The following is a 23,787-nucleotide window of genomic DNA, read 5'->3' on the forward strand; positions in this document are numbered from 1 at the left end:
AGGCCATCATGCAGTCGCTCATCGACCACGCCCGGTCCTTCGCGGAGCACGTCGCCGGCAACGCGCAGGAGTTCATGCCCCTCGCGGACGGCCAGGCCCCGGAGGTCCTCTTCATCACCTGCTCGGACTCACGCGTCGTCCCCGCGTGGATCACCGGCGCCCGCCCCGGCGAGTTGTTCGAACTCCGCACGGCGGGCAACATCGTTCCGGCCTACCCGCCGCAGGGCCGGCCCGCCGGCGAGGCGGCCACCATCGAATACGCGCTGCGTGTGCTCTCCGTCCGCGACATCGTCGTCTGCGGACACTCCCACTGCGGCGCGGTGGGGGCCCTGGTCCGCGGCGACGATCTGTCCTCGATGCCCGCGGTGCGGGAGTGGCTGGAGCACACCACACGCGTGCAGCGCTCCGCCGAGGACTCCCCCGACCTGGCTCGGGCCGTGCAGCAGCATGTGCTTGCGCAACTGGAGACACTCCGCGGCCATCCCGCTGTGCGGGAGGGCCTCCAGGACGGCTCGCTGAGGCTGCACGGCTGGTACTACGAGGTGCACACCGGCACCGTCAGCGTCCACCGGCCCGGCACCGCCGACGTATTCGACGCGATCTGACGCTCAGCCCAACGCGGCTGCCCCGGGGCTGAGTTCGGCCCTGACTCCCCCCTGCACACGCGTGACACGGAGGCGCACGCCCCGGTCGCCGTGCCATGCACGTTTCCCCCACCTCCTCCGCGCACCGGCCCGCCACGGCCGGGCCGGACCGTACCTTGAGGACCCTCGCCCGTGGTGTCACCTACTCGTCCCTTCGGCATCATCAGCCCCCAGGTCGTACGACGCGACCTGCTCGCCTCCGTCGTCGTCTTCCTGGTCGCACTGCCCTTGTGCGTCGGTGTGGCCGTCGCCTCCGGCGTGCCCGCCGAGCTCGGCCTGATCACCGGCATCGTCGGCGGTCTCGTCGTCGGCGCGCTGCCCGGCAGTTCCCTCCAGGTCAGTGGCCCGGCAGCCGGGCTGACCGTCCTCGTCCTCGAAACCGTCCAGGAACACGGCCTCGGCGCGCTCGGTCCGATCGTGCTGGCCGCCGGAGTGCTCCAAATCGCCCTGGGAGCCGCGCGGTTCGGCCGGTGGTTCCGTGCCATCTCCGTCTCCGTCGTGCAGGGCATGCTGGCGGGCATCGGACTGGTGATCGTGCTGGGGCAGATCTACGCCATGGCGGACACGGCGCAGCCGAGCAGCGGCCTCGGCAAGCTGGCCGGTCTGCCTGGACTCGCCGCCGAGATCGCCGCAAGCACCGCCGCCCTGTCGGCCTTCTCCATCGGCGCGGCCACTGTCGCCGTGCTGGTCCTGTGGCCGCGGCTGCCCGCGCGGGTGCGTATGGTCCCCGGCCCGCTGGCCGCGGTCGCGCTCGCCACCGCAGTCACCGCCGGGACTGGTCTGTCGCCGGCGACGGTCGAGGTCAGCGGGCTGTTGGAAGCCGTCCGGCCGCCCGGCGCGGAGGACTTCGGGCAGCTCGGCAGCACGGCGGTCATCGGCACGGTGCTGGCGTTCGCCCTCATCGCCTCGGCGGAGAGCCTGTTCAGCGCCGCGGCGGTCGACCGCATGCACGGCGGTCCGCGCACCGACTACGACAAGGAACTCATGGCGCAGGGTGTGGGCAACACTCTCTGCGGTGCGCTCGGCGCGCTGCCGATGACGGCGGTGATCGTGCGCAGCGCCGCCAACGTCCAGGCCGGTGCCCGTACATCCCTCTCCCGTATCGCGCACGGTCTGTGGCTGCTGCTGTTCGCGGCCCTGCTCCCGGCCGTCATCGGCCTCATCCCTCTGGCGGCGCTCGCCGGTGTCCTGGTCCACGCCGGATGCAAGCTCGTCCCCGTGAAGGACCTCCTGCCGCTGTGGCGCGCACACCGCGGTGAGGCGGTCCTGCTGGCGGTGACCGCCGTGGCCGTCGTCGTGACGAATCTCTTCGAGGGCGTGATCCTCGGCCTGTTGCTCGCGGTGGTGAAGTCCGCGTGGGAGACCTCGCACGTCCACCTCGGCACGCGGCGTCTTACCGGGGGCCGCATCGTGGTCACACTGACGGGCAACGCGACCTTCCTACGACTGCCGCGCATTCTCGAACAGTTGGAGGAACTCCCGCAGGACCGGCCGATCGAGCTCGACCTCGCGGGTCTGCGCCATCTGGACCACGCCTGTCGCGTCGCCCTCGAGAGCTGGGCGCACCGGCACAACAACGCGGAGACCGAACCCGTACGGATCCGCCACGCGGAGACCACCGGCGCGCTGCTGCCCTGACGAAGCCGAACGACCCCGGTCGCGCCCCTGAACGGCCCCGGCGCGCGGCGGTGTTCGGACGCGACACCGCTCGCGCGGCCGTCCGGGCCGGACCGTGCGCCGGTCCGGACGGCACCGTGCTCCTAGAGTCCGCCGGTGTACGCGAGCAGGTTGGGCGTGCCGGCGAGGTCACCCTGGACGGCCCCGGGCGTCGCGTTGCCGGTCAGCCAGGTGCTCAGCGCCGCCTGGCCGGTGTCACCGTGGGCGCTCTTGTACAGCGCCGCGATCCCGGCGACGTGCGGCGTCGCCATGGACGTGCCGTTGAAGGTGGCGATCGTGTCGCCCGGCTGGGTCGACACGATCGCCGAGCCCGGTGCGTAGAGGTCGATGCATGCGCCGGTCGACGAGTAGGACGCCCTGCCGTCCGCGCTCGTCGTCGCGCCGACCGCCGTCGCCTGCGTCAGCGCGCGGGGCAGCCGGTCGCAGGAGTCGGCGCCGGTGTTGCCGCCGGAGGTCGCCAGAAACACACCGGAGTCCATCATCGCCGTCAGCGAGGCCGCGAGGGTGTCCGACCATGTCCAGTTCCACGACGTGTTGGCGACCGCCGGCTTCTGGGCGTTGGCGGTGACCCAGTCGATGGCCTCGATCGTCGCCGATGTGCGTCCGGAGCCTCGGCAGTTGAGGATCTTCACGGCGTGCAGGCCGGCGCCCTTGGCGACGCCGTAGGTCCGGGAGCCGATGGTGCCCGCGACGTGGGTGCCGTGACCGTCGCAGTCGGTGTCCTTCCGGTCGATCACATTGAGGTCGAACTGCGCGCGCCCGCCGAAGTCGGGGTGGGAGACGTCGATGCCGGTGTCGATGACGTACGCGTGGACGCCCGCACCGGTAGCGGTGGAGGTGTAGCTCGTGGACAGCGGCAGGTTCCGCTGGTCGACACGGTCGATGCCCCAGGACGGCGGGTTCGTCTGCGTGTCGTCGTGGGCCTGGTCGACCCACGCGTCCTGCTCGATGCCGGCGACGGACTTCTCGCGCTGGAGCGCGCGCAGCTGGCCCTGGGTGAGGTCGGCGGCGAAACCGTTCACCGCGGTGTCGTAGACGAAGCGCGGACTCACGGACAGGGCCTTCGCGAGGCCGCGGGGGTCGGCGCCCGGCTTCAGCCGCACGATGTAGGCACCGCTGATCGGCCGTACTGTGCCGGTGGCCTGCGGCGCGGTGACGGGCACGGTCGCCTCGGTCGAGGCTCCGTTCGTGACGGACTGCCGTCCGGTCGCGGCGGCCGCGCCGGGCAGAGACAGCAGCATCGATGCGGCGGTCGCGGTGACGACGGCGAGGATGCCGGGGCCGGCGAGACGGGATCTGACCGATATGGACATGCGGCGCATGGGACTCCTTGTCGGAGGCGGGCGAGGTGGGGTTACCACTGACCGAGCGCGGAGATTACATGCCCATGCCATGAGCGCAACAGATGTCGGACAGCCCGGCCCGGCGAAGCCCTGGGCTCCGGACGGCGTCCGCAGATATCAAGGAAATGGGTCGATAATGCTGCAACCATTCCTTTTCGCGGCGTGTCTCCTTCAGTGACACCGCAGTCCCCGCACAGGAAGAAATGGGGGACACCATGCAGCACCGGTCACGTCTCGCGGCGGTCGCCGCGAGCATTCTCCTCACCGCCGGGATCGGAGCCACGATCCCCGCCTCCGCCTCGCAGTCCGCGGCACCGTCCTCGGCCAAGTCGTCGGCCCCGGCGACCGCCCTGGTCACCAACGCGCGCTGGGGCGGCCACAGCACGTTCGACAGAATCGTCATCGACATCCGCGGCAAGGTGCCGCCGGTCACCGTGACAGCGGTGAAGGCGCTGCACTACGACGGCCTGGGGACGAAGGTCCCGCTCGCCGGAAAGCACTTCCTGGAGATCAGACTCTCGCCCGCCGCCGCCCATGACGACAAGGGCAGGTCCGTCTACAAGGGGCCGCGGCTCACCAAGATCGCGCTGCCCGCCCTCAAAGGCATCGCGCTGACCGGCGACTACGAAGGAGTGGTCACCTTCGGAGCCGCCTTCCACACCAAACCCTCCTACACGACGCGCACGCTCCACTCGCCGGAGCGCTTCGTGCTCGACATCCATCACCCGCGCAGCTGCGGCAGGTGAACCACGGGGTTCCGGCCCTCCCGGCCGGAACCCTCCACCGACCGGGTCCGCCGGTCCCTGCCCGCACGGCCTCCCGCATCCGGCCCGCCGTATCGGGCTCTTCCGGTGGATTTGGCTGGTATCGCACGGCGATTGCGCCGCTCACGGCGCGCCCGCCCCCTATCGTGCCGGCATGAGTGCACACTTCGATGTCGTGGTCCTCGGGGCCGGTCCCGGTGGTTACACGGCGGCGGTCCGCTGCGCCCAGCTGGGGATGTCGGTGGCGGTGGTCGAGGAACGGTACTGGGGTGGTGTGTGCCTGAACGTGGGGTGCATTCCCTCCAAGGCGCTGCTGCGCAATGCCGAGTTGGCCCATCTGTTCACCCATGAGGCGAAGACCTTCGGGATCCGCGTCGAGGGCGGGGTCGACTTCGACTACACCGAAGCGTTCCGGCGCAGCCGGAGGGTGGCCGACGGGCGCGTCAAGGGTGTGCACTACCTGATGAAGAAGAACGGCATCACCGAGTACGACGGGACCGGGGTCTTCACCGATGCGCACGCCATGCGCGTCCGGGCCGCCGACGGCACGGAGCAGAGCATCGATTTCGATCACTGCATCCTCGCCACGGGGGCCACGACGAGGCTGCTGCCGGGCACGAGCCTGAGCGAGCGGGTCGTGACGTACGAGGAACAGATCCTCAGCGACCGGCTGCCCGGCAGTGTCATCATCGCGGGCGCCGGTGCGATCGGCGTCGAGTTCGCATACGTCCTGCACAACTACGGCGTGCAGGTGACGCTCGTGGAGTTCCTGGACCGGGTGGTGCCGCTGGAGGACGAGGAGGTCTCCGCCGAACTCGCCCGCCGGTACCGCAAGCTGGGTGTCAACGTCCTGACGTCGACGCGTGTCGAGGCGATCGACGACTCGGGCCCGCAGGTGCGCGTGCATGTGACGACGGGCGGGCAGCGCCAGATCCTCGAAGCCGACAAGGTGCTGCAGGCCATCGGCTTCCAGCCGCGCGTGACCGGTTACGGCCTGGAGAACACCGGTGTGCGATTGACCGATCGTGGGGCGGTCGATGTCGACGCGCGCTGCCGCACGAGCGTTCCTCACATCTTCGCGATCGGTGATGTGACGGCGAAGCTGATGCTCGCGCACGCGGCCGAGGCCATGGGCATCGTGGCCGCCGAGACGATCGCGGACGCGGAGACCATGGAGCTCGACTACATCATGATCCCGCGTGCCACCTACTGCCAGCCGCAGATCGCCAGCTTCGGCTGGACGGAGGCGCAGGCGCGGGAGCGCGGCTTCGACGTACAGGTCCAGAAGTTCCCCTTCACCGCCAACGGCAAGGCCCATGGACTCGGCGACCCCGCCGGCTTCGTGAAGATCCTCAGCGACGGCCGGCACGGGGAGCTGCTGGGAGCCCACCTCATCGGCCCGGAGGTCACCGAACTGCTGCCGGAGCTGACGCTGGCGCAGCAGTGGGACTTGACGGTGCACGAAGTGGCCCGCAATGTCCACGCGCACCCCACCCTCGGCGAGGCGGTGAAGGAAGCGGTCCACGGACTGGCCGGCCACATGATCAACATGTAGGCGGCGAGCCGCCGGTGCCCGGCAGGGAAGTCCCCCACCGGGCAGAGTGCGGCAGGGAAGTCCTCCCGGCGTGCAGTGCCCGGCGGGGAAGGAGTCAGCCGAGGGCCCGGTCGAGGTTGAACGCCGCGCTGATGAGCGCCAGATGTGTGAAGGCCTGCGGGAAGTTGCCGGTCTGTTCGCCGGTCCGGCCGATCTCCTCGGCGTACAGACCGACGTGGTTGGCGTAGGTGAGCATCTTCTCGAAGGCAAGCCGGGCCTCGTCCAGGCGTCCGGCGCGGGCGAGCGCCTCGACGTACCAGAAGGAGCAGATCGAGAACGTGCCCTCCTCCCCGCGCAGTCCGTCGGGGCTGGCCTGAGGGTCGTAGCGGTACACCAGGGAGTCGGAGACCAGGTCCTCCCCCAGCGCGTCGAGGGTGGACAGCCATTTGGGGTCCGTCGGTGAGATGAACTTGGCCAGCGGCATCATCAGGACGGCCGCGTCGAGGACGTCCTCGCCCTCGTGCTGGACGAACGCGTTCCGTCGTGCCGACCACCCGCGGTCCATGATCCGCCGGTAGATCGTGTCGCGGGCGTGCGCCCAGCGAGCCATGTCAGCGGGCAGGCCGCGGCCTCTCGCGATCCTCATCGCGCGTTCGATCGCCACCCAGCACATCAGCTGCGAGTACAGGAACTTCTTGCGTCCGCCGCGGGTCTCCCACACGCCCTCGTCCGGCTGGTCCCAGTTCTCGCAGACCCAGTCGACCAGGTCCACGACGGTGTCCCAGTGGGCGCTGGACAACGGCTGCCCCCACTTGTCGTAGAGGTACAGGCAGTCGATGAGGGCACCGTAGATGTCCAGTTGGAGCTGGCCGACGGCGTCGTTGCCGATACGGACCGGGGCAGAGCCCTCGTGGCCTTCGAGGTGCGTGAGTTCCTCCTCGGGGAGGTCCCGCCGGCCGTCGATGCCGTACATGATCTGCAGCCGGCCGCTCGTGCCGTCCGTGCCTCCCGTGCCGCCGCTGCCGTCCGTGCCTCCCGGGGCGGCGGCTTTCTCGGAGAGGAAGCTGACGAAGGCCTCGGCTTCGTCGGTGAAGCCCAGCCTGAGGAGTGCGTAGATGCAGAAGGCGGCGTCGCGGACCCATACGTAGCGGTAGTCCCAGTTGCGCTCGCCGCCGATCTGTTCCGGCAGGCTGGTCGTGGGCGCCGCCACGATCGCGCCGGTCGGCGCGTAGGTGAGGAGCTTGAGGGTGAGCGCGGAGCGGTGCACCATCTCCCGCCAGCGGCCGCGGTAGCGCGACCGGGACAGCCAGCCGCGCCAGTACCGCACGGTGGCGTCGAACAGGTCCTCCGCCTCGGTCTGCGCGCAGGGCCGGGGCTGTACGGCGCCGCCGATCCGGTCGAGCGCGAAGACGGCGGTCTCGCCCTCGACGAGTTTGAACGAGCAGCAGGCGTCGCGGCCGTCGATCTCGACCGGCACCGTGGATGTCAGGGCCAGAGAGAGGTCCGGCGAGTCGAAGAGGGTCTGGCCGCAGCGGGTGCTCACCGAGTGGTCGCGCCTGCCGTAGTCGAACCGGGGCGCCACCCTCGCGGTGAACGGCAGCGAACCGCGGACGCAGAGCACCCGTCGGATCAGCCGGTGCCGGTCCGCCTCCCGCGAGTCGTCGACGACGGGCATGAAGTCCTGGACCTCGCCGACGCCGTCGTCCGCGTAGAAGCGGGTGATCAGAATGTTGGTGTCGGGGAAGTAGAACTGCTTCGTGCGCACCGGCACGTCAGGGGCGAGGGCGAACGAGCCTCCGCGGTCGGCATCGAGGATCGACGCGAAGACGCTGGGGGCGTCGAAGCGGGTACAGCAGTACCAGTCGATGGTGCCGTCCGTGCCGACGAGCGCGCTGCTGCGCAGGTCGCCGATCAGACCGTGCTCGGCAATGGGGAGATAGCGCGGGGCGTTCGCCCTGCTGGGGCGGCAACTCGCAGTCTCGGCAGCCACACGAGCCTCCCGTGACATCGCAGGACACCCGCGTCTCAGTCTAGGACCGGGCGTCGGCGACGGCGAGCCGCGCCCGTCGGGTACTCGGTCGGCTGCGCCGTGTCAGTCCTCGCCCTGCATCGGTTTTTCGATTCCCTTGCCCGGTTCCACCGCATCGCGGCGGCCTTGTGACCGTGCCTCGTCGAGCCGTGCGAGGGCGGGATGGTGCAGGTCGAAGGCAGGCGATTCGGAGCGGATCCTCGGCAGTGCGACGAAGTTGTGGCGGGGCGGCGGGCACGAGGTGGCCCACTCCAGGGAGCGCCCGTAGCCCCAGGGGTCGTCGACGTCGACGCGTTTGCCGATTTTGGCGGTCTTCCACACGTTGTAGAGGAACGGCAGTGTCGAGATGCCCAGCAGGAAGGCTCCGATGGAGGACAGGGTGTTGAGCGCGGTGAAGCCGTCGGCGGCGAGGTAGTCGGCGTAGCGGCGGGGCATGCCTTCGGCAGCGAGCCAGTGCTGGACCAGGAAGGTGGTGTGGAATCCGACGAACAGGGTCCAGAAATGGATCTTGCCGAGGCGTTCGTCGAGCATGGTGCCGGTCATCTTCGGCCACCAGAAGTGGAAGCCGGCGAACATCGCGAACACGACCGTGCCGAAGACGACGTAGTGGAAGTGCGCCACCACGAAGTAGGTATCGGTGACGTGGAAATCCATCGGTGGTGACGCCAGGATGATGCCGGTGAGACCGCCGAAGAGGAAGGTCACGAGAAAGCCGATCGACCACAGCATCGGCGTCTCGAAGGACAGGGACCCGGTCCACATCGTGCCGATCCAGTTGAAGAACTTGACCCCTGTCGGCACGGCGATCAGGAAGGTCATGAACGAGAAGAACGGCAACAGGACGGCACCTGTCGCGAACATGTGGTGGGCCCACACCACCACCGACAGACCCGTGATGGCGATGGTGGCGCCGACGAGCCCGACATAGCCGAAGATCGGCTTGCGCGAGAACACCGGGATGATCTCGGTGACGATGCCGAAGAACGGCAGCGCGATGATGTAGACCTCCGGATGACCGAAGAACCAGAACAGGTGCTGCCACAGCAGCGCGCCGCCGTTCTCCGGACTGAACACCTGCGCGCCGAAGCGGCGGTCGGCCTCCAGGACCAGCAGAGCGGCCGCGAGGACCGGGAACGCCATCAGGACGAGCACCGAGGTGAACAGCACGTTCCAGGTGAAGATCGGCATCCGGAACATGGTCATGCCGGGTCCCCGCAGGCAGATGATCGTGGTGACGAAGTTGACCGCGCCGAGGATCGTGCCGAACCCGGCCAGCGCGAGCCCCATGATCCACATGTCTCCGCCCACGAACGGCGCGCGTACGCCTCCGCTGAGCGGGGTGTACGCGGTCCATCCGAAATCCGCCGCGCCCTGTGGTGTCAGGAGACTGCCCAGCACGATCAGGCCGCCGAAGAGGAACAGCCAGAAGGAGAACATGTTGAGACGGGGGAACGCGACGTCCGGCGAGCCGATCTGCAACGGCATGACGGCGTTGGCGAATCCGGCGAACGTCGGGGTGGCGAACAGCAGCAGCATGATCGTGCCGTGCATCGTGAACATCTGGTTGTACTGCTCGCTGCTGATGATCTGGAGGCCGGGCCGCGCCAACTCCGCCCGGAGCAGCATCGCCATCACACCGCCGACGACGAAGAAGAGGAACGACGCGATCAGGTACAGGTGTCCGACCTTCTTGTGGTCCGTGGTGGTGATCCAGGAGATCACCACGGCGCCCCGTCCGCGGTGCGGAACCGGTAGCGGTGTGACGGGCTGCTCGGTCGGCGTCGCCATGGAAACCCTTCCGTGTCAGGCTCGGCAGAGCACGGCCCACCGGACGGTGGCCGGGCCCGGTGTGCCGTCTCCTGACTACCCCCTGCTCACCGGGTGGCGCCCGACGAAACGGCGGCGCGTAAGAGTGACCGTTGTGCCGCTGGTCCGGGCCCTCGGGCGGGGCCCCTTCAGGATCCGCACCGTCGAGGAGTCACGGCACATGACCGCAGGACGATGATGCGCACCCGCTCGGCGCGTTGATGGCCTTCCCCTGGGAGGCGGGTCTCCTGAGCCGCGCCGCAGCGACGATCCACCAGCGGCTCCACATGCCGTGATCCGCTCGCGGCCCGCGTGCAGGGTGGGCGAACCGGTAGGGCAGCCGCGCCGGGCCGGGGCGTACCAGGCGTACGGGACGTCCCGCCGGACCGGCGCACCCGTCGGCGCTCGGAAGTTCCCGGCGAGGGCCGCGGCGGCCCATCGTCTCCCACACCCCCGGGCAGGCGTCGGCGCTGCTCGGCGACGACCCCGACTCGTCGCGCTGTATGTGCCGCCGGGCATGCGGCCGTCCCTGACCGCTCCACTACTCGCCCGCGGCGTCGCCGTCGGATACGTGAGGGTGGCCCGCACCCGAACCCGCGGCCCTTCGTCGGGGCGGACAAGCGGCTGATGCTGGAGATCGCCAGCCGGGCCGGCCGGGGGACAACGGCCGGCGCTTCACCGTGAGCACCGTACGGCCGTCACGCTCCGGCACAGCCTGCTTCCGCGGGCGAACACGGACACGGCGGCGGCGACGGCGACGGCGACGGCGACGGCGACGGCGACGGCGGGCGCCTACCTCGCGGCGGAGGGGACCGCCAGCGTGGGCGGCGACTGGTTCGACGTGATCCCGCTGTCGTCGCTGCGCGTCGCAGCCGGTCTGCCCGGCCGCACCACCGACGACGCAGGGCTCGGGGCGAGCCGGAGGGCTCGCTGTCGGCCGTCCGTGCCGCGGCACCTCGCGCATCGGCCCTCTCCACGCCTCCGATCCGGAGGTGGCGGGGCGCTGGTCCACGCGCGCGCGGCCACCGCTTCCGGCCGCCGTCGCCGTCGACGTCTCCGACCACAACGCGGCCGCGGTGAGGTGATGCAGCGGCTCGGGCACGCGCCCGGTTCGAGGCCGCCCGGGTTACACCCGTCCGGTGTACGAGCTCGACCGGTCGGGACGGTTCGGCATCACCTGCCGCGAACTCGGCCGACCCGCCGCACAGGCGTCACACCGTCCGCCGTCCGCCGTCCGCGCCGAGCAGTGCGTTCGCCCTGGGCGGGCCGGTGAGCGGCGTCCCGCGCCACCATGATCAGTGGATCTTCACAACTGCACGACGGCTTCGACGCCTTCCCAGAGCCCGGACCGGGCACCATAGTGGCCCTCATGGTCGGGTCCGACCCAACGGAATCCGACGCACAGGCACCACCGGTTCCACACGGCCCCACAGGAAGAGGACGACCCCCCGTGACACCTCACAGCGGCACCTTCGGATCCGCCGGCGAGCGTCTGCTGCAGAACCACCTCGGCAGCGCGGAACGGGCCGCCGGATTCTACGGCCGTCAGGTACAGCCCCAGCTCACGCCCCAAATGCGGGACTTCATACGACGCCAGAGCATGGTCTTCATCTCCACGGCCGATGCCGGGGGAGAGTGCGACGCCAGCTTCCGTGCCGGCCCGCCGGGTTTCGTCGTCGACCTGGACCAACGGACCCTGACCTACCCCGAGTACCGGGGAAACGGTGTCCTCGCGAGCGCTGGGAACATCACGGAGAATCCGCATCTGGGGCTTTTGTTCATCGACTTCACCCACCATCACATCGGCCTGCACGTCAACGGAACGGCGCTGCTGCGTACCGACGACGAGCAAAGGCGGGACCATCCGCACCTCCCTGTCGACACGGCTCCCGGACGCCGCCCCGACCTGTGGGTCCACCTCGTCGTGGAAGAGGCGTACGTGCACTGCTCGAAGCACATCCCGCACCTCGAACCGGCCCAGCGCCCGCGACTCTCCGCGGACCACCGCCCCAAGGACGCCGAGTACTTCGTCGCCCCACGCCCCTCGGCGCCGCCGGCCTGCGCTCTGGTCCCCGACCGCGACTTCGGCGCCGAGCCCGCCCGGGACCATGTGAGGACGACTCCCTGACGGCTGCCGCCGTGGTCATGTCTCCGGCAGGGGCTGCTCGGCCCAGATCGTCTTGCCGGTCGGGCCGTAGCGGGTGCCCCAGCACTCGGTGACGCTCGCGACCAGCATGAGCCCGCGGCCACCCTCCTCGAGGATCCGGGCGCGGCGCAGATGCGGCGCGGTGCTGCTGCCGTCGGACACCTCGCACACGAGCGCCGTGTCCCGGATCAGGTGCAGCTGGATGGGACCGCCGCCGTAGCGGATGGCGTTGGTGACGAGTTCGCTCACGACCAGTTCGGTCGTGAAGATGGCGTCGCCGAAGCCCCAAGTCTCCAGTTGCGCGGAGGCGTATTTGCGGGCCGTGGCGACGACGGCCGGGTCGGCGGGCAGGTCCCAGGTGGCGTAGTGGGCCGGGCCGAGCCGGCGGGTGCGGGCAAGGAGGAGTGCGACGTCGTCGTCGGGCCTCCGGTCGCTCAGGAGGGCCCGTACGACGGTGTCGCAGGTGTCCTCCAAGGACGGCTCGGAGTGGGCGAGGGTGTCGCGCAGGACGTCGAGCGCGGCATCGATGTCGCGGCCGGGCAGTTCGATGAGACCGTTGGTGTACAGGGCCAGCAGGCTGCCCTCGGGGATCTCGAATTCGACCACCTCGAACGGCAGGCCGCCCACGCCGAGAGGCGGTCCGGCCGGCACACCGAGGAGCACGGCGGAGCCGTCGGGGCGGACGAGTACGGGTTCGGGGTGCCCGGCCCTGGCAATCGAACACCGCCCCGAGACGGGGTCGTACGCCGCGTACAGGCATGTCGCCCCGACGACGGACGATGTGCTCCCGCTGTCCTGCGCCTCCTCGCGATCCAGCTTGAGGACGAGGTCGTCGAGCTGGGTGAGCAGTTCGTCCGGCGCCAGGTCCACGTCGGCGAGAGTGCGTACGGCGGTGCGCAGGCGGCCCATGGTGGCCGATGCCTGGACTCCGTGGCCCACGACATCACCCACGACCAGGGCGACCCGGGCACCCGACAGCGGGACGACGTCGAACCAGTCGCCGCCGATGCCCGCCCCCGTCGCGCTCGGGAGATAACGCGAGGCGACGTCCACGGCGTGCTGCCGTGCCGTCCGGCGGGGCAGCAGACTGCGCTGGAGTGCCAGGGCGGTGGCGTGTTCGCGGGTGTAGCGGCGGGCGTTGTCCACACAGACCGCGGCACGGGAGACGATTTCGCCCGCGAGCAGGAGATCGCTGTCGTCGAATCGCTCGGCGGTCCGGTGGCGGCAGAAGATCGCGATGCCCAGGGTGGCGCCGCGCGCCTTGAGGGGTGCCACCACCATCGAGTGGATCCCATGGGTACGCATGCTCCGGGCCTGTGCGGGATCGGCCGCCCACCACCGCCGCAGGGCGTCGCCGTCGATCACGTACCGTGCCGCCTCGCCCTCCACCAGGGCGCGGCCGAGTGCCGAGTCGCGGGCGCAGGTATGGCGCTCCCCCAGCGGTACGACCGACTCGGGGCAGCCCTCCAGGACCGAGCTCTGGGCCACGCGGCGGAAGACGAGGGCGTCGCCGCCCGTGGCCGGCCTCGCCTCCTCGCCCTCCATGACACCCGCCAGCAGGTCCACGGTGGCGAAGTCGGCGAAGCTCTCGGTGGCCAGCTCGACCATTTCCTCGGCGGTGCGGCGCAGGTCCAGCGTGCTGCCGATGCGCATGCTCGCCTCATTCAGCACGGCCATGCGGCGTCGCGCCCAGAACTGCTCGGTGGTGTCGATGGTCACCACGCAGACGCCCTGCACCGCGCCCGTGCGGTCCTTCACCGGGGACAGCACGGCCACCCACGCGTGGTCACCGTCCCCGGGCAGCAGGCGCGTCTCGTACGTCCTGGGCTCTCCGGTTCCCAGCACCTCCGCGACAGCCGCGTCGAGGCCCTCGGCGCCCTCGAGCAGCACGCCCGGCGCCATCTCTCCGGGCAACAGCCCGCGCAGGTCCTCGCGGGACCTGTCGATCGAGGCCCTGGCGGCCGTGTTGGCCGAGACGAGGCGCCTTCGGCGGTCGAAGAACGCCACCGGCACCGGAAGCTGCTCCAGGATCCAGCCCGGCAGTTCGGACAGGGCCCGGCCGTCCCGTGCGTTGTTTCCGTTGGGTGCGGGCCCGTCGGAGCGGCTGCGTGCGGGCTCGTCGGAGCGGCCCGAAGCATGGGAAGGGGGCGGAGGGGGCGAGCCGGATCCGGCCGGTGCCGGAGGTTTTCCGGTCACCGCCGGTGGCCGGGGCACTCCGTCGTTCGCGCCCGGCCGTCCGCTCGCGCGGATGCCCATGGGCCCACCACTTCGTCCTGCGCCGCTCGGACCGCCGAACCGCGGACCCGTTCACGGCTCTGATCCCAGAATGCTCCCTGACCGGTGAGGCTCAAAATGACGAGGCGCACGGGGCGTGTCCCTCGCGCCGCCCTGGGAACTGGTGCTGGTCTGCATGGTCTGCTGCGCGATGGCTCGCCGGCGCGAGGGCCTGAGGGGCGCGCCGGGGACCGGTGCCACCGGCGGCGGCGTTGCGCGGCCCGACGATGTTGTGCCGCGGGAGAGTGCGGTCGGTGCTCGCCCTTCAGGTCTCGGGGGATGCGGGCATCTCCTGGCACGGCCGGGAGGGCTCTCAGGCGTGGCGGATGAGGAGAGCCGTGATGTTGTCGTCGCCGCCCGCGTCGAGGGCGTGCCCGACCAGCGAACGGGCTTCTTCGAGCAGCTCGTCGCCCCCGCCCGTCGCCTGCGGGCGGCGGGTGAGCACCGCCCGCAGGTCATCCGCACCGGGCAGGCAGCGCCACAGGCCGTCGGTGCACAGCAGCAGACGACCCGGTGCGCGCGGCCGCCTGCTATGGACCTGTGGTGAGGGTTCGTCGGCGCCGGCCCCCAGCCAGGAGGTGATCACCTCGTGTTCGCCCGTGTCGTCCTCGGTGAGCAGCACTCCCGGCCCCTCGTCGGGCAGCCAGTAGGCACGGCTGTCGCCGACCCCGGCGCTCCAGATCCCGTCGGGGTGCGCGACGGCCGCCACGAACGTGCACGCGGGGGCGGCGTCCGGCGATGCGGCCAGCGCCGCGACGGCGTGAAAGGCGCGCAGGGAGGCATCGGCGAGTGCGGTTTCCGGCACGGCGCCCGCGTGCAGCCGTGCGGCCAGTACGGTCACGCCCGTTTGGGCCCCCACCCGGGCAGCGCGCTCCGCCAGCGGCGACATGGACACTCCGTCGCACACGGCGGCGACCGTCCATGTGCCGGTGGTGTCCAGTGCCATCTCATCCGCGTTGACGGCGCGGCGCCTGCCTCGGTCGCTGACTCCTGCCGCGCGGCCGCCCGCCGTGATCTCCACATGGGCGCGGTACGCCGGCTGCGCCGCTCCGCAGTCCCAGCACCAGCCGTCAGGGGCCACCGTTCCGCCGCATCGCACACAGCACGCCAAGTCGTTCATCGATCAGGGATCCTGTCACGCCGCGGGGCGCGACGGCACCCCTGCCGACTGCTCACAGCGGCCCTCTGCCGACGCGCCCGTGCCCGAGCCGGGGCGCACCCCCTGCGGCCTGCGCGCCGGTATCTGCGTCGTGTTCTCGGCCCCGCCGGCCGGAGCGACGGGCTGCGGGTCGCCCTGTGCGTCACCGCGAGCGCCGTCGTGGCCCTCACGCTGCGCGCCGATCAGTGGTACTGGCTGCCCGCGACCGCCGCGTTCCTGGTCAAGCCGGATCTCGGTCCCCTGTTCTCCCGTACGGTCAACCGTTTCGCCGGGACGGTCGCCGGCGTGGCGGCCTTCGGTGCCGCGTCTTCCCTGTTCGCGGGAGGGTGGTGGCCCGTCGTCACCGCTGGTTTCGCAGGTGCCCTGCTGCCGGTGGCCACGCGGCATTTCGCCTTCCAGACGGCGGTCGTGACCGTGCTGGTCCTGTCGTTCGTGCACGTCGGCGGGGATACGGAGGTCGCCGGCCAGCGGCTCCTCGACACGTCGATCGCCTGCGGCATCGTGCTCCTGGTCGGCCATCTGCCCCGCCTGGGCGACCCGCGTCGGCGCGTACGCCATCGTGCCGCGGTGGCGGTGCGCCGCACCGAGCAGTACCTGCGTCACGTCCTGACCGCCGCTCCGGGAGAGCCGACCGGGCAGCGCCTCGCACTTCGTCGGGCGGCCTACACGGCCCTGGCCGATGCCCGGTCCGCCGCGGGGACCGCCGCCGCCGAGCTGCGGCCCGGCGGCGTCCCTGACTGCGACTGGCAGCCGCTGCTCACCACGACGGAACGCGTCGCGGACGCGACCACCGCGTACACGGTCCATCTCGCCTACGGGCCCCGACCGCCGACCGCCGCCGTCCACCGGCTGGCCGACGCCCTGGCCGCCGCTGCCGGCGCACTGACCCACACGAAGGACCTCGAAGCCGACGTCGGCCGGGCGACGCGGAGACTGCGAGCGCAGCTTCGGCGCAGCGGCCTGGAAGGGCTTGCGCGGGAAGAGACGATGCTGACGGTCCCGGACGGGCGCACCGGTCGCGGCCGCGCCCCCGTACGGATTCCGTGAGGTGGCCGGAGGCCGTACGCCTGCGTCGGGCTCCGGCGGAGCCCTGCCCGCCCCGCACGCAGCCGAGGCGGACCCCGCGCCCGATCACACGGCACCGCGCCCGACCGGCGTCTGGCCCGACCAGATGCCGTACGTGAGTGGTCGGGCCCACCCGGCACGCTGCCGAGCAGGACCGGACGCCGACCCGCGGAGCCGCGCCGCGCCGCGCGGGCATTTGCCCCGACCGGAGGTCTACGCGAGCGGTCGGGCATCGGTCGCGGCCGTGTCCGCCCCGGTACGGCCAGAGCCCGTAGCGGGAGCCCACCGGTCGCGGGCCTGCGCCGCCCCGGCCGTCCGGGCCGGCCCGGGTCCGTACGGACACTCCACTCCGGCACACCGCCCCCGCGCCGGACACGCGGGCGGACGCACCGGACGCCGCCGGACACCCGGCCGGGCCCGGGACGCGGCCAGGTCGGCCCCGGCGGACGCCGGCCCGCACCGGCCGGTCGGAGCGCCCACCGGGCACCCACGCACCACAGCCCCGCACCCGCAAACTCGGGCACCCCGGACGCGGGCCCTGCACATGCACAACCCGGGGCCCCGGGGAAGCATGGAAGCGTCAGCCTGCAAGCCGCCCGGGACCCCGGGTGGCCCGGAAAGCGGTGAAGCGTGCAACCACACCCGCCGACGGCACCGGCAGGGCGATGAGCAGCCCGGACCGGCTCCCGGCGCCCTCGTTCCTCAAGGCCGTGTTCGACGCCCTGGGCGCGGGGATCTACGTCACGGATGCCGAGGGCCGTGTCACGGCGGCCAATCCCTGGGCGCAGCGGATCCTGGGGCGGTCCGAGGACGAGACGCGGGGGCACGATCTGCACGACCTGCTCCACCGCGATGCGGACGGCAGGCCCGTCCCCCGCGAGGAGTGCCGGGTTCTCGAAGTGCTGGCCGACGGGCGGCCCGCCGAGGGGAGCAACGACTATTACCTGCGGGCGGACGGCACCGTGACACCGATCATCTGGGCGGCCACGGCGCTGATGCAGGACGACCGGGTCGCCGGTGCCGTGATCGTCTTTCACGACTTCACCCTGCACCGGGAGACCGCCGAACGGACGGCCGCCCATCTGGCGGCGCTGGAGGAGCTGACCGGTCGGATGAGCACCGTGGCAGGCATCTCCACCGTTCTCGTCTCCACCTTGGACATCCCCGAGATGCTGCGGCGGCTCGTGCGGCTGCTGGTGCCCGAACTCGCGGACTGGGCCGCTGCGGATCTGATCCAGCCGGAAGGGACCCAGGAGGTGCAGCGCCTGGCCGTCCACAGCTGGCACGACCACGAGGCCGCGCAGTCACTGGAGGGGCCACTGCCGCCGCTGCCCACGAGGTCTGCCGGGGTGCTGTCGCGGGTCCTGCGCCATGCGGAAAACGTCCTGCTGGATGCCGCAGACCTGGCCGGTCAACCGGATTCTCCCTTCGCGCAGGCGCACCGGGAGCTGTTCGACCACCTCGGCGGGCACTCGGCCGTCGTGGTGCCGCTGTACACGCGCCGCAAGGTCTACGGTGCGCTCACCGTCGCACGCACGGCCGGCTCTCCGGCGTACACCGAGGCGGATGTGTTGGTACTGGCCGACATCGGCCGCCGGGCCGGGCTGGTCATGGACAACGCCCTGCTGTTCTACCAGCAGCGCCATGTCGCCGAGACCATGCAGCGTCAGCTGCTCACCCCACTGCCGCAGATCAACCGGCTGCGGATGGCCGCCCGTTACCGGCCCGCCCAGAGTGCCGCGGAGATCGGCGGCGACTGGTACGACTCCTTCCTCCTCGCCGACGGGGTCACCACCATGGTCATCGGCGACGTCGCCGGGCACGATCTCCAGGCGGCTGCGCACATGGCCGAGGTCCGCAACATGCTGCGGGCGCTTGCGTGGGACCGGCAGGAGCCGCCCAGTCTCATCATGCGCCGCCTCGACGAGGCCATGACGCACACCAGTGACGCCCCGATGGCGACCGCGATCCTCGCCCGCATCGAGGGCCCACCGGGAGGGCCCTGGCGGATGCACTGGGTCAACGCGGGCCATCCGCCTCCGTTGCTGGTGACCGACGACGGTCACGCCCGTTTCCTGGAGGAGGGGCACGGGCCCCTGCTGGGGATGACGTCCGCCCTGCACCTCGGCCTGAACTGGCCCGACGCCCGGGTGGAACTGCCGCCGCGATCCACGCTGCTGCTGTACACCGACGGGCTGGTCGAGAGCCGCTCACGGCCCATCGACACGGGGCTCGCGCTGCTGCGACGGCACGCGTCCGCGCTGGCGCGCCGTGAGGTGGAGGACTTCTGCGACGAGTTGCTCTCCCGGATCGACCCGAGCGGCGACGACGTCGCCCTGCTCGCCCTGCGTCTGCCCTCCGCGGGAGAGGGCGCTGAAGACGAGGAACCGCAGCCCCCGCACCCGGCGCACAGCCCGGCCGCCGACGACCGGGCCGCTCCCGGCTCCCGCGTCGAGTACACACCGGTGCGGAACGCCGACGACGAGGTCCGACGGGAGCCCTGATGCGCCCGGGCGCGCGGCTACGGCCGCCGCCAGTCGTCCTCCCTCAGGTGGGAGCCCGCCATCGGCCCCATGCGGAGCATGCCGCCGTCGACCGCCCACGACGCTCCGGTGACGTACGTTGCGTCCGCGCCGGCGAGGAACGCGATGACCGCGGCCACCTCGCGGGCGTCGCCCGGGCGGCGCAGCGGGATGCCGGGCCGCTCGGCACGGAGCACGTCGGCGTCCTCCTGGCCGGTCATGGGTGTCGCGATCTCGCCGGGAGCGACGGCGTTCACCGTGATGCCGTGCTCGGCCAGTTCGAGCGCCATGACCTGGGTCAGCAGGCCGAGGCCGCCCTTGGCCGCGCAGTAGGGCGCGGCTCCCACGCGGGGCTGGTGCTCGTGGACGGAGGTGACGTTCACGATCCGGCCGCCGTCGCCCTGGGCGATCATCCGGCGTGCGGCCCGCTGACTGCACAGGAAGGGTCCCACGAGGTCGACGTCGACGACCTGGCGCACGGTGTCCAGGTCGAGTTCCAGGAAGGGGACGGCGGTTCCTGTTCCCGCGTTGTTGACGAGCACGTCGACGCGGCCGAGTTCGTCGGCCAGCTCGTCCACCACCCCGGCGGCGTCGGGTAGTCGGGTCAGGTCCATCTGTGCCACGACCGCCTTGCGGCCGTGGGCGCGTACCTCGTCCGCCGTCGCCTCCCCGCCCTTGCGGTCGGTGTGGAAGGTGATGCCGATGTCCATGCCCGCCGCGGCGAGACGGACCGCGGTGGCACGGCCGATACCGGAGTCGGCGCCCGTCACGATGGCGACCGGGGCGGGCTGACGTTCCTGGTGAGTGCTCATGGCTCCTCCGTCGCTGGTCGACGGCCGTGGCGGGGCAGGCAGGGCAGGGCAGGGCAGCGGTACGGGTACGGCTCAGGTCGCGCGCCGTCGCTCCTCGTCGCTCCACTTGCGCGTGTCTCGCGGCTCGACGTACGGCTCCTCGGCCACCGGATGTCCGCCCGCGACGGCCCGCTGCCGGCTCATCTCGGCGTCGAACTCCAGGCCCAGCAGCATGGCGAGGTTGGTGATCCACAGCCACACCAGGAAGACGATCACTCCGGCGAGGGTGCCGTACGTCTTGTTGTACGAGCCGAAGTGGGCGACGTAGAGCGCGAAGCCCGCCGAGGCGATCAGCCAGATCACCACGGCGAGGAAACTGCCCGGCGTGACCCAGGAGAAGCCGCGGCCCCGGGCGTTGGGTGCGGCCCAGTACAGCAGGGCGATCAGCAGGCTCACCAGCACCACCAGGACCGGCCACTTCGCGATCGACCACACGGTCATGGCGGTGTCACCGACGCCGAACGCCGTTCCCACCTGCCGGGCGATGCCGCCGCTGAGGACGACGATCAGCGCGCTGGCGCACGCCAAAATCATCAGCGCGACGGTCACTGCCAGGCGCACGGGCAGGAGCTTCCAGGCCGGCCGGCCCTCGGGCATGTCGTAGACCGCGTTGGAGGAGCGGATGAAGGCCGCCACATAGCCGGAGGCCGACCAGAGCGCTCCCAGGAGGCCGACGACGGCCACGACCGAGCCGACGCCGGCACTGTCCTGCAGCTGTGTGACCGCATTGGTGATCACGTCGCGTGCCGCCCCAGGGGCCAGTTGCTGAAGGTTGTCCACGACCTTCTGCGTGGTGTCCGCTCCGGCGATCCCGAGCAGGGACACGAGGACGAGCAGGGCGGGGAAGAGCGCGAGCACGCCGTAGTAGGTCAGCGCGGCAGCCCGGTCGGCGAGTTCGTCGTCCTTGAACTCCTTGACGGTCCGGCGCAGCACCTGTCCCCAGGACTTCTTGGGCAGCTGCGCGGGGCTGTCGGGAACATCCGGTCCAGTGTCCCCGCGATCGTCTGCGGCCGGGAGGGTGTCGCCCCCCGGGCGGGGGTCGTGGCCAGGGCGCGCGTTCTCGTCGGCGCGGGGGTCGTGGCCGGCACGCCCGGCGCGCCTCCCGCCGCCGCGCGGTGCGGCGGCGGGGGCCGCGGGCGTGCCCTCCGCCTCCGGTGCATGAGTACGGCGGGCCCGGCGGGCCGTCATCGGTGCCTCCTGCGCCGTGCCAGCATCATCAGCAACAGGACCACGGCCGCCCCTGCGGCGAGCGAGGCCGCTTTACCGCGCGGCGTGCCCACGGTGGCGCTGACCTGTTCCTTCGCGTGCTCCGTCTTCGCCGCCACCTGTTCCCTGGCGTGCTCCGTCTTCGCCGCCACCTGTTCCTTCGCGTGCTCCGTCTTCGCGGCCACCTGTTCCTTCGCGTGCTCCGTCTTCGCGGCCACCTGTTCCTTCGCGTGGCCGGTCTTCGCCGCCACCTGTTCCCTGGCCCCCTTCGCGGTCCTCTTGGCTCGCGCCTTCACGTCCGTCCTCGCGGCCAGTTCTTCGACGGTCCGGCCGAGTTCCTCGCGGGAGTGTTCGACCTGGGCCCGCAGCTCCTGCAGCCCGGGCCTGCCCGTGTTGTCGGGGGAGGGAGTGCCGCTCATCGGTGTGCCCTTTCCTTGATCTCCTCCATGTCGGCCCTGACGCTGTCGATCGTCTGCCGCGGTGCTGGCGGGGTCGCCTGCTTGACGTTCTTCCTGCCCGCGACGGCGAGGACCGCGGCGACGAGGAAGAGGACACCGGTGACGATCAGCGCGGATGCCCACCAGGGCAGGACCAGCGCCAGTGCGATGATCGCCGTCGCGCTCAGGGCCTGGAGGCCCAGGACGGCGAAGAGGCCTGCGCCGCCGAACAGCCCGCCGCCCACGCCCAGCCGCTTGCCCTTCTCGGTCATCTCCGCCTGCGCGAGACGCATCTCGGCGCGCACCAGTTGCGAGATCTGCTGGGACGCGTCGGAGACCAGGGCGCCTATCGGCTCGTCGGCTCTGGTCCGATGGATCTGACTCACGGTCCTCACCGCCTTCCGTGTCGTGGCCCGTCCTCTGCAATGGGCACACCCCCGGGTACCCAGGAAGGATGGCGCCACGCACGCCGTGCCGGAAAGGCCCGGGAGGCCGCCGCCGTCAGTCGGGCAGGGCGGTGTGGCCGGGGTGGCGACGGGTGCGGCGGCGTTCCTTCATCTCGGCCTCGTACAGGTGGTCCCGGCCCGCCGCGAGCCGGTCGCGCACCTCGAGTTCGACGGCGGCGAACGGGCGGTAGTAGGTGGCGTTGTAGGCCTCGACGATCTGGTACGTCCAGTGTCCGGGGATCACGTTGCGGCCCAGGATCTCCCGCTCGACCAGATCGGCCTCCCGATGATGCCCGGCCTCGCGGAGCAGCCGTACGGCGTCGTCGAGGCCGAGGTCGGCACGGCCGGTCAGCTGGTGGAACGCGTAGAGGTGGCCACGTGCCCGTTCCGTGGTCTCCAGCGACTTCGACAGGGCTCCGAGTGCGTCCACCGTCGTGTCGCAGACGCCCGGCGGGCGCTGATGCTGCGGATCCGGTCCGTCGTGGTCCACGCTGTGACGGCCTGTGCTCATGTTCGCCCGCTCCCCACGCTCGCTGCTGTTCACCGGCGGTGCGCTCCGCGCCCTGGGGTGAGCGCAAGCGGTTCATACGGTATGCGAAGGATCAGCCGATTCTGCGTATCGGGTGCCGACCGTGGGGCCGCTCGCTCGGCCGTGGAGATGTGCGGTGGACGCGCTGAGCGGACGGGGCGCGTGCCACCCCGCTCCGAAGCCGGGGACGACGGCGATGTCGTCGCGGTGGAATACCCGCGGGTGCACCGGCCGCATCGGTCATGACGGCCCCGGTCCGGGGGCGGCGCCGCGCAGCGCGGAGGGGCTGGTGCCGAACCAGCGGGCCACGGCGCGGCGCAGTGTCCTGGCGTCGCTGAAACCGAGCAGGCCCGCGATGTTGTGCAGGGGGAGATCACTCGCCGTGATCAGTTCTTCGGCACGGACCAGGCGTACGGAGTCGACGAGCGACTCGTAGGAGGTGCCGTGCTCGGCCAGGCGGCGGCGCAGGGTGCGCTCACTCATGCCGAGGGCGAGCGCCTGCTGCGCGAGCGGCGGGACATGGGGCAGGCTGCGGGCGACGGACACCTCGAGGCCCTGCACCAGGTCGTGGCGTTCGCGTCCCTGTGCGCGGGCCGCGTCGAGGAGGGCGAGGACCTGCGCGAGCGTGTACGCGTCGGCGCCCGGCAGCGGTGTGCGCAGCCAGTCGGTGCCGAAGACGATCCGGTCGTCGGGGGCGTCGAAGACGACGCGGCAGCGGAAGTAGTCCTCGTAGGCGTCGCCGTACGGCGGGCGGGGGTGGCGTACGGCGACCGTGTGGGGTGCGAACTTCTCGTGCAGGGAGTCCCGGACGAGGGCGACCACACTGGCGAACGCCTCCTCCAGAAGGAACGCCCGCAGTTCGGAGTCGGTGTAGCGGGCGGTGGCGAGAATCGCGGCGCCGCCGGGCACGGTCGCGGTGCGGTAGTCGAGCATGGAGCCGGTGACGCCGTGGTAGCGCACCCCGAGGTCGAGCGCGTCGTGGAGGGTCGGGCTGGCGAGCAGGCCGAAGCCCACCAGGCCCCAGGCGGTGACGCGTTGGCGGCGGCCCACGGCGAGACCGAGCGCGGGATCGTCGAGGTCGCGCAGAGCCTCCCGGATGACCGAGCTGCCCTGCCGGTAGGAGATGCGCTGGCCGACGGCGCTCAGGGCGGCCTCGCTGAGCCCGGCCCGGCGCAGGGCGGGGCCGAGGTCGTGTCCGCGCTCGGCGGCGACCAGGGTGAGGTAGCGCAGCAGGTGCGGGGTGATCGTCGCCGATCCGTACCGGGGGTCGGCGAGCGGCCGGGCCTGCGGTGACGGGCCTGTCATGGGGTCTGACGGGCGTGTCATGGGGTCTCACCTCCGGGCCGTCACTGTAG

Annotated in this window: 18 protein-coding genes; 7 read left to right on the forward strand and 11 right to left on the reverse strand. The window is 71.5% G+C overall.

All coding sequences use genetic code 11. The features are described from left to right. Window positions 1-8 precede the first annotated feature (8 nt). Window positions 9-605 carry a carbonic anhydrase gene (locus tag J7E88_RS11680; protein ID WP_215179839.1) on the forward strand — a complete coding sequence of 199 codons (597 nt, stop codon included), beginning with the start codon at window positions 9-11 and terminating at the stop codon, window positions 603-605. 174 nt (window positions 606-779) lie between these two features. After that, window positions 780-2,282 carry a SulP family inorganic anion transporter gene (locus J7E88_RS11685; protein WP_308307481.1) on the forward strand — a complete coding sequence of 501 codons (1,503 nt, stop codon included), beginning with the start codon at window positions 780-782 and terminating at the stop codon, window positions 2,280-2,282. 122 nt (window positions 2,283-2,404) lie between these two features. Here the strand turns inward: J7E88_RS11685 and J7E88_RS11690 are convergent, their stop codons facing one another. Continuing rightward, entirely contained in the window at window positions 2,405-3,643 is a 1,239-nt protein-coding gene (locus J7E88_RS11690) for a S8 family peptidase (protein WP_215179840.1), read from the reverse strand. A gap of 224 nt (window positions 3,644-3,867) precedes the next feature. Between J7E88_RS11690 and J7E88_RS11695 the strand changes: the two genes are divergently transcribed. Together J7E88_RS11695 and lpdA are read left to right on the forward strand one after the other, a co-directional pair. After that, entirely contained in the window at window positions 3,868-4,410 is a 543-nt protein-coding gene (locus J7E88_RS11695) for a hypothetical protein (RefSeq protein ID WP_374196267.1), read from the forward strand. Window positions 4,411-4,582: 172 nt separating this feature from the next. Further along, window positions 4,583-5,983: a dihydrolipoyl dehydrogenase gene (gene lpdA / locus J7E88_RS11700; protein ID WP_215179841.1), complete on the forward strand. Its 1,401-nt coding sequence runs from the start codon at window positions 4,583-4,585 to the stop codon at window positions 5,981-5,983. 94 nt (window positions 5,984-6,077) lie between these two features. On the opposite strand, the gene J7E88_RS11705 is transcribed toward lpdA, so the two are convergent. Together J7E88_RS11705 and ctaD are read right to left on the reverse strand one after the other, a co-directional pair. Then, complete coding sequence (locus tag J7E88_RS11705) at window positions 6,078-7,970, reverse strand: glycoside hydrolase family 15 protein (RefSeq protein ID WP_215179842.1); 1,893 nt, start codon at window positions 7,968-7,970, stop codon at window positions 6,078-6,080. Between the two features lie 84 nt (window positions 7,971-8,054). Beyond that, a complete protein-coding gene (gene ctaD / locus J7E88_RS11710) occupies window positions 8,055-9,779 on the reverse strand; it encodes a cytochrome c oxidase subunit I (protein WP_215179843.1) in 1,725 nt (574 codons plus the stop codon). A gap of 1,468 nt (window positions 9,780-11,247) precedes the next feature. On the opposite strand from ctaD, the gene J7E88_RS11715 reads away from it, so the two are divergent. Beyond that, window positions 11,248-11,925, forward strand: coding sequence for a pyridoxamine 5'-phosphate oxidase family protein (locus J7E88_RS11715; protein ID WP_308307473.1), 678 nt, complete (start codon window positions 11,248-11,250; stop codon window positions 11,923-11,925). A 15-nt stretch (window positions 11,926-11,940) separates the two neighbouring features. Here the strand turns inward: J7E88_RS11715 and J7E88_RS11720 are convergent, their stop codons facing one another. Next, window positions 11,941-14,199: a SpoIIE family protein phosphatase gene (locus J7E88_RS11720; protein WP_215179847.1), complete on the reverse strand. Its 2,259-nt coding sequence runs from the start codon at window positions 14,197-14,199 to the stop codon at window positions 11,941-11,943. 331 nt (window positions 14,200-14,530) lie between these two features. Next, window positions 14,531-15,337 carry a PP2C family serine/threonine-protein phosphatase gene (locus tag J7E88_RS11725; RefSeq protein WP_251022458.1) on the reverse strand — a complete coding sequence of 269 codons (807 nt, stop codon included), beginning with the start codon at window positions 15,335-15,337 and terminating at the stop codon, window positions 14,531-14,533. A gap of 198 nt (window positions 15,338-15,535) precedes the next feature. Here J7E88_RS11725 and J7E88_RS11730 point away from each other — a divergent pair, with 198 nt between their 5' ends. Continuing rightward, a complete protein-coding gene (locus J7E88_RS11730; RefSeq protein WP_308307474.1) occupies window positions 15,536-16,423 on the forward strand; it encodes an FUSC family protein in 888 nt (295 codons plus the stop codon). A gap of 683 nt (window positions 16,424-17,106) precedes the next feature. Continuing rightward, window positions 17,107-18,945 carry a SpoIIE family protein phosphatase gene (locus J7E88_RS11735; protein WP_215180178.1) on the forward strand — a complete coding sequence of 613 codons (1,839 nt, stop codon included), beginning with the start codon at window positions 17,107-17,109 and terminating at the stop codon, window positions 18,943-18,945. A gap of 17 nt (window positions 18,946-18,962) precedes the next feature. Here the strand turns inward: J7E88_RS11735 and J7E88_RS11740 are convergent, their stop codons facing one another. The 6 genes from J7E88_RS11740 to J7E88_RS11765 form a co-directional block, all read right to left on the reverse strand. Next, window positions 18,963-19,775, reverse strand: coding sequence for an SDR family oxidoreductase (locus tag J7E88_RS11740; RefSeq protein WP_215179853.1), 813 nt, complete (start codon window positions 19,773-19,775; stop codon window positions 18,963-18,965). 72 nt (window positions 19,776-19,847) lie between these two features. Further along, window positions 19,848-21,002 carry a YihY/virulence factor BrkB family protein gene (locus tag J7E88_RS11745; RefSeq protein ID WP_251022459.1) on the reverse strand — a complete coding sequence of 385 codons (1,155 nt, stop codon included), beginning with the start codon at window positions 21,000-21,002 and terminating at the stop codon, window positions 19,848-19,850. Beyond that, window positions 20,999-21,439, reverse strand: coding sequence for a DUF3618 domain-containing protein (locus J7E88_RS11750; protein ID WP_215179855.1), 441 nt, complete (start codon window positions 21,437-21,439; stop codon window positions 20,999-21,001). The genes J7E88_RS11745 and J7E88_RS11750 overlap by 4 nt, the downstream gene beginning before the upstream one ends. Then, a complete protein-coding gene (locus J7E88_RS11755; protein WP_308307475.1) occupies window positions 21,436-21,843 on the reverse strand; it encodes a phage holin family protein in 408 nt (135 codons plus the stop codon). Before J7E88_RS11755 ends, J7E88_RS11750 begins: the two co-directional genes overlap by 4 nt. Before the next feature lie 115 nt (window positions 21,844-21,958). After that, window positions 21,959-22,414: a hypothetical protein gene (locus J7E88_RS11760; protein WP_215179859.1), complete on the reverse strand. Its 456-nt coding sequence runs from the start codon at window positions 22,412-22,414 to the stop codon at window positions 21,959-21,961. A 258-nt stretch (window positions 22,415-22,672) separates the two neighbouring features. Continuing rightward, window positions 22,673-23,758 carry an AraC family transcriptional regulator gene (locus J7E88_RS11765; protein ID WP_251022460.1) on the reverse strand — a complete coding sequence of 362 codons (1,086 nt, stop codon included), beginning with the start codon at window positions 23,756-23,758 and terminating at the stop codon, window positions 22,673-22,675. Between the last annotated feature and the right edge of the window lie 29 nt (window positions 23,759-23,787).

This window comes from Streptomyces sp. ISL-10 (assembly GCF_018614575.1).
GTDB lineage: Bacteria > Actinomycetota > Actinomycetes > Streptomycetales > Streptomycetaceae > Streptomyces.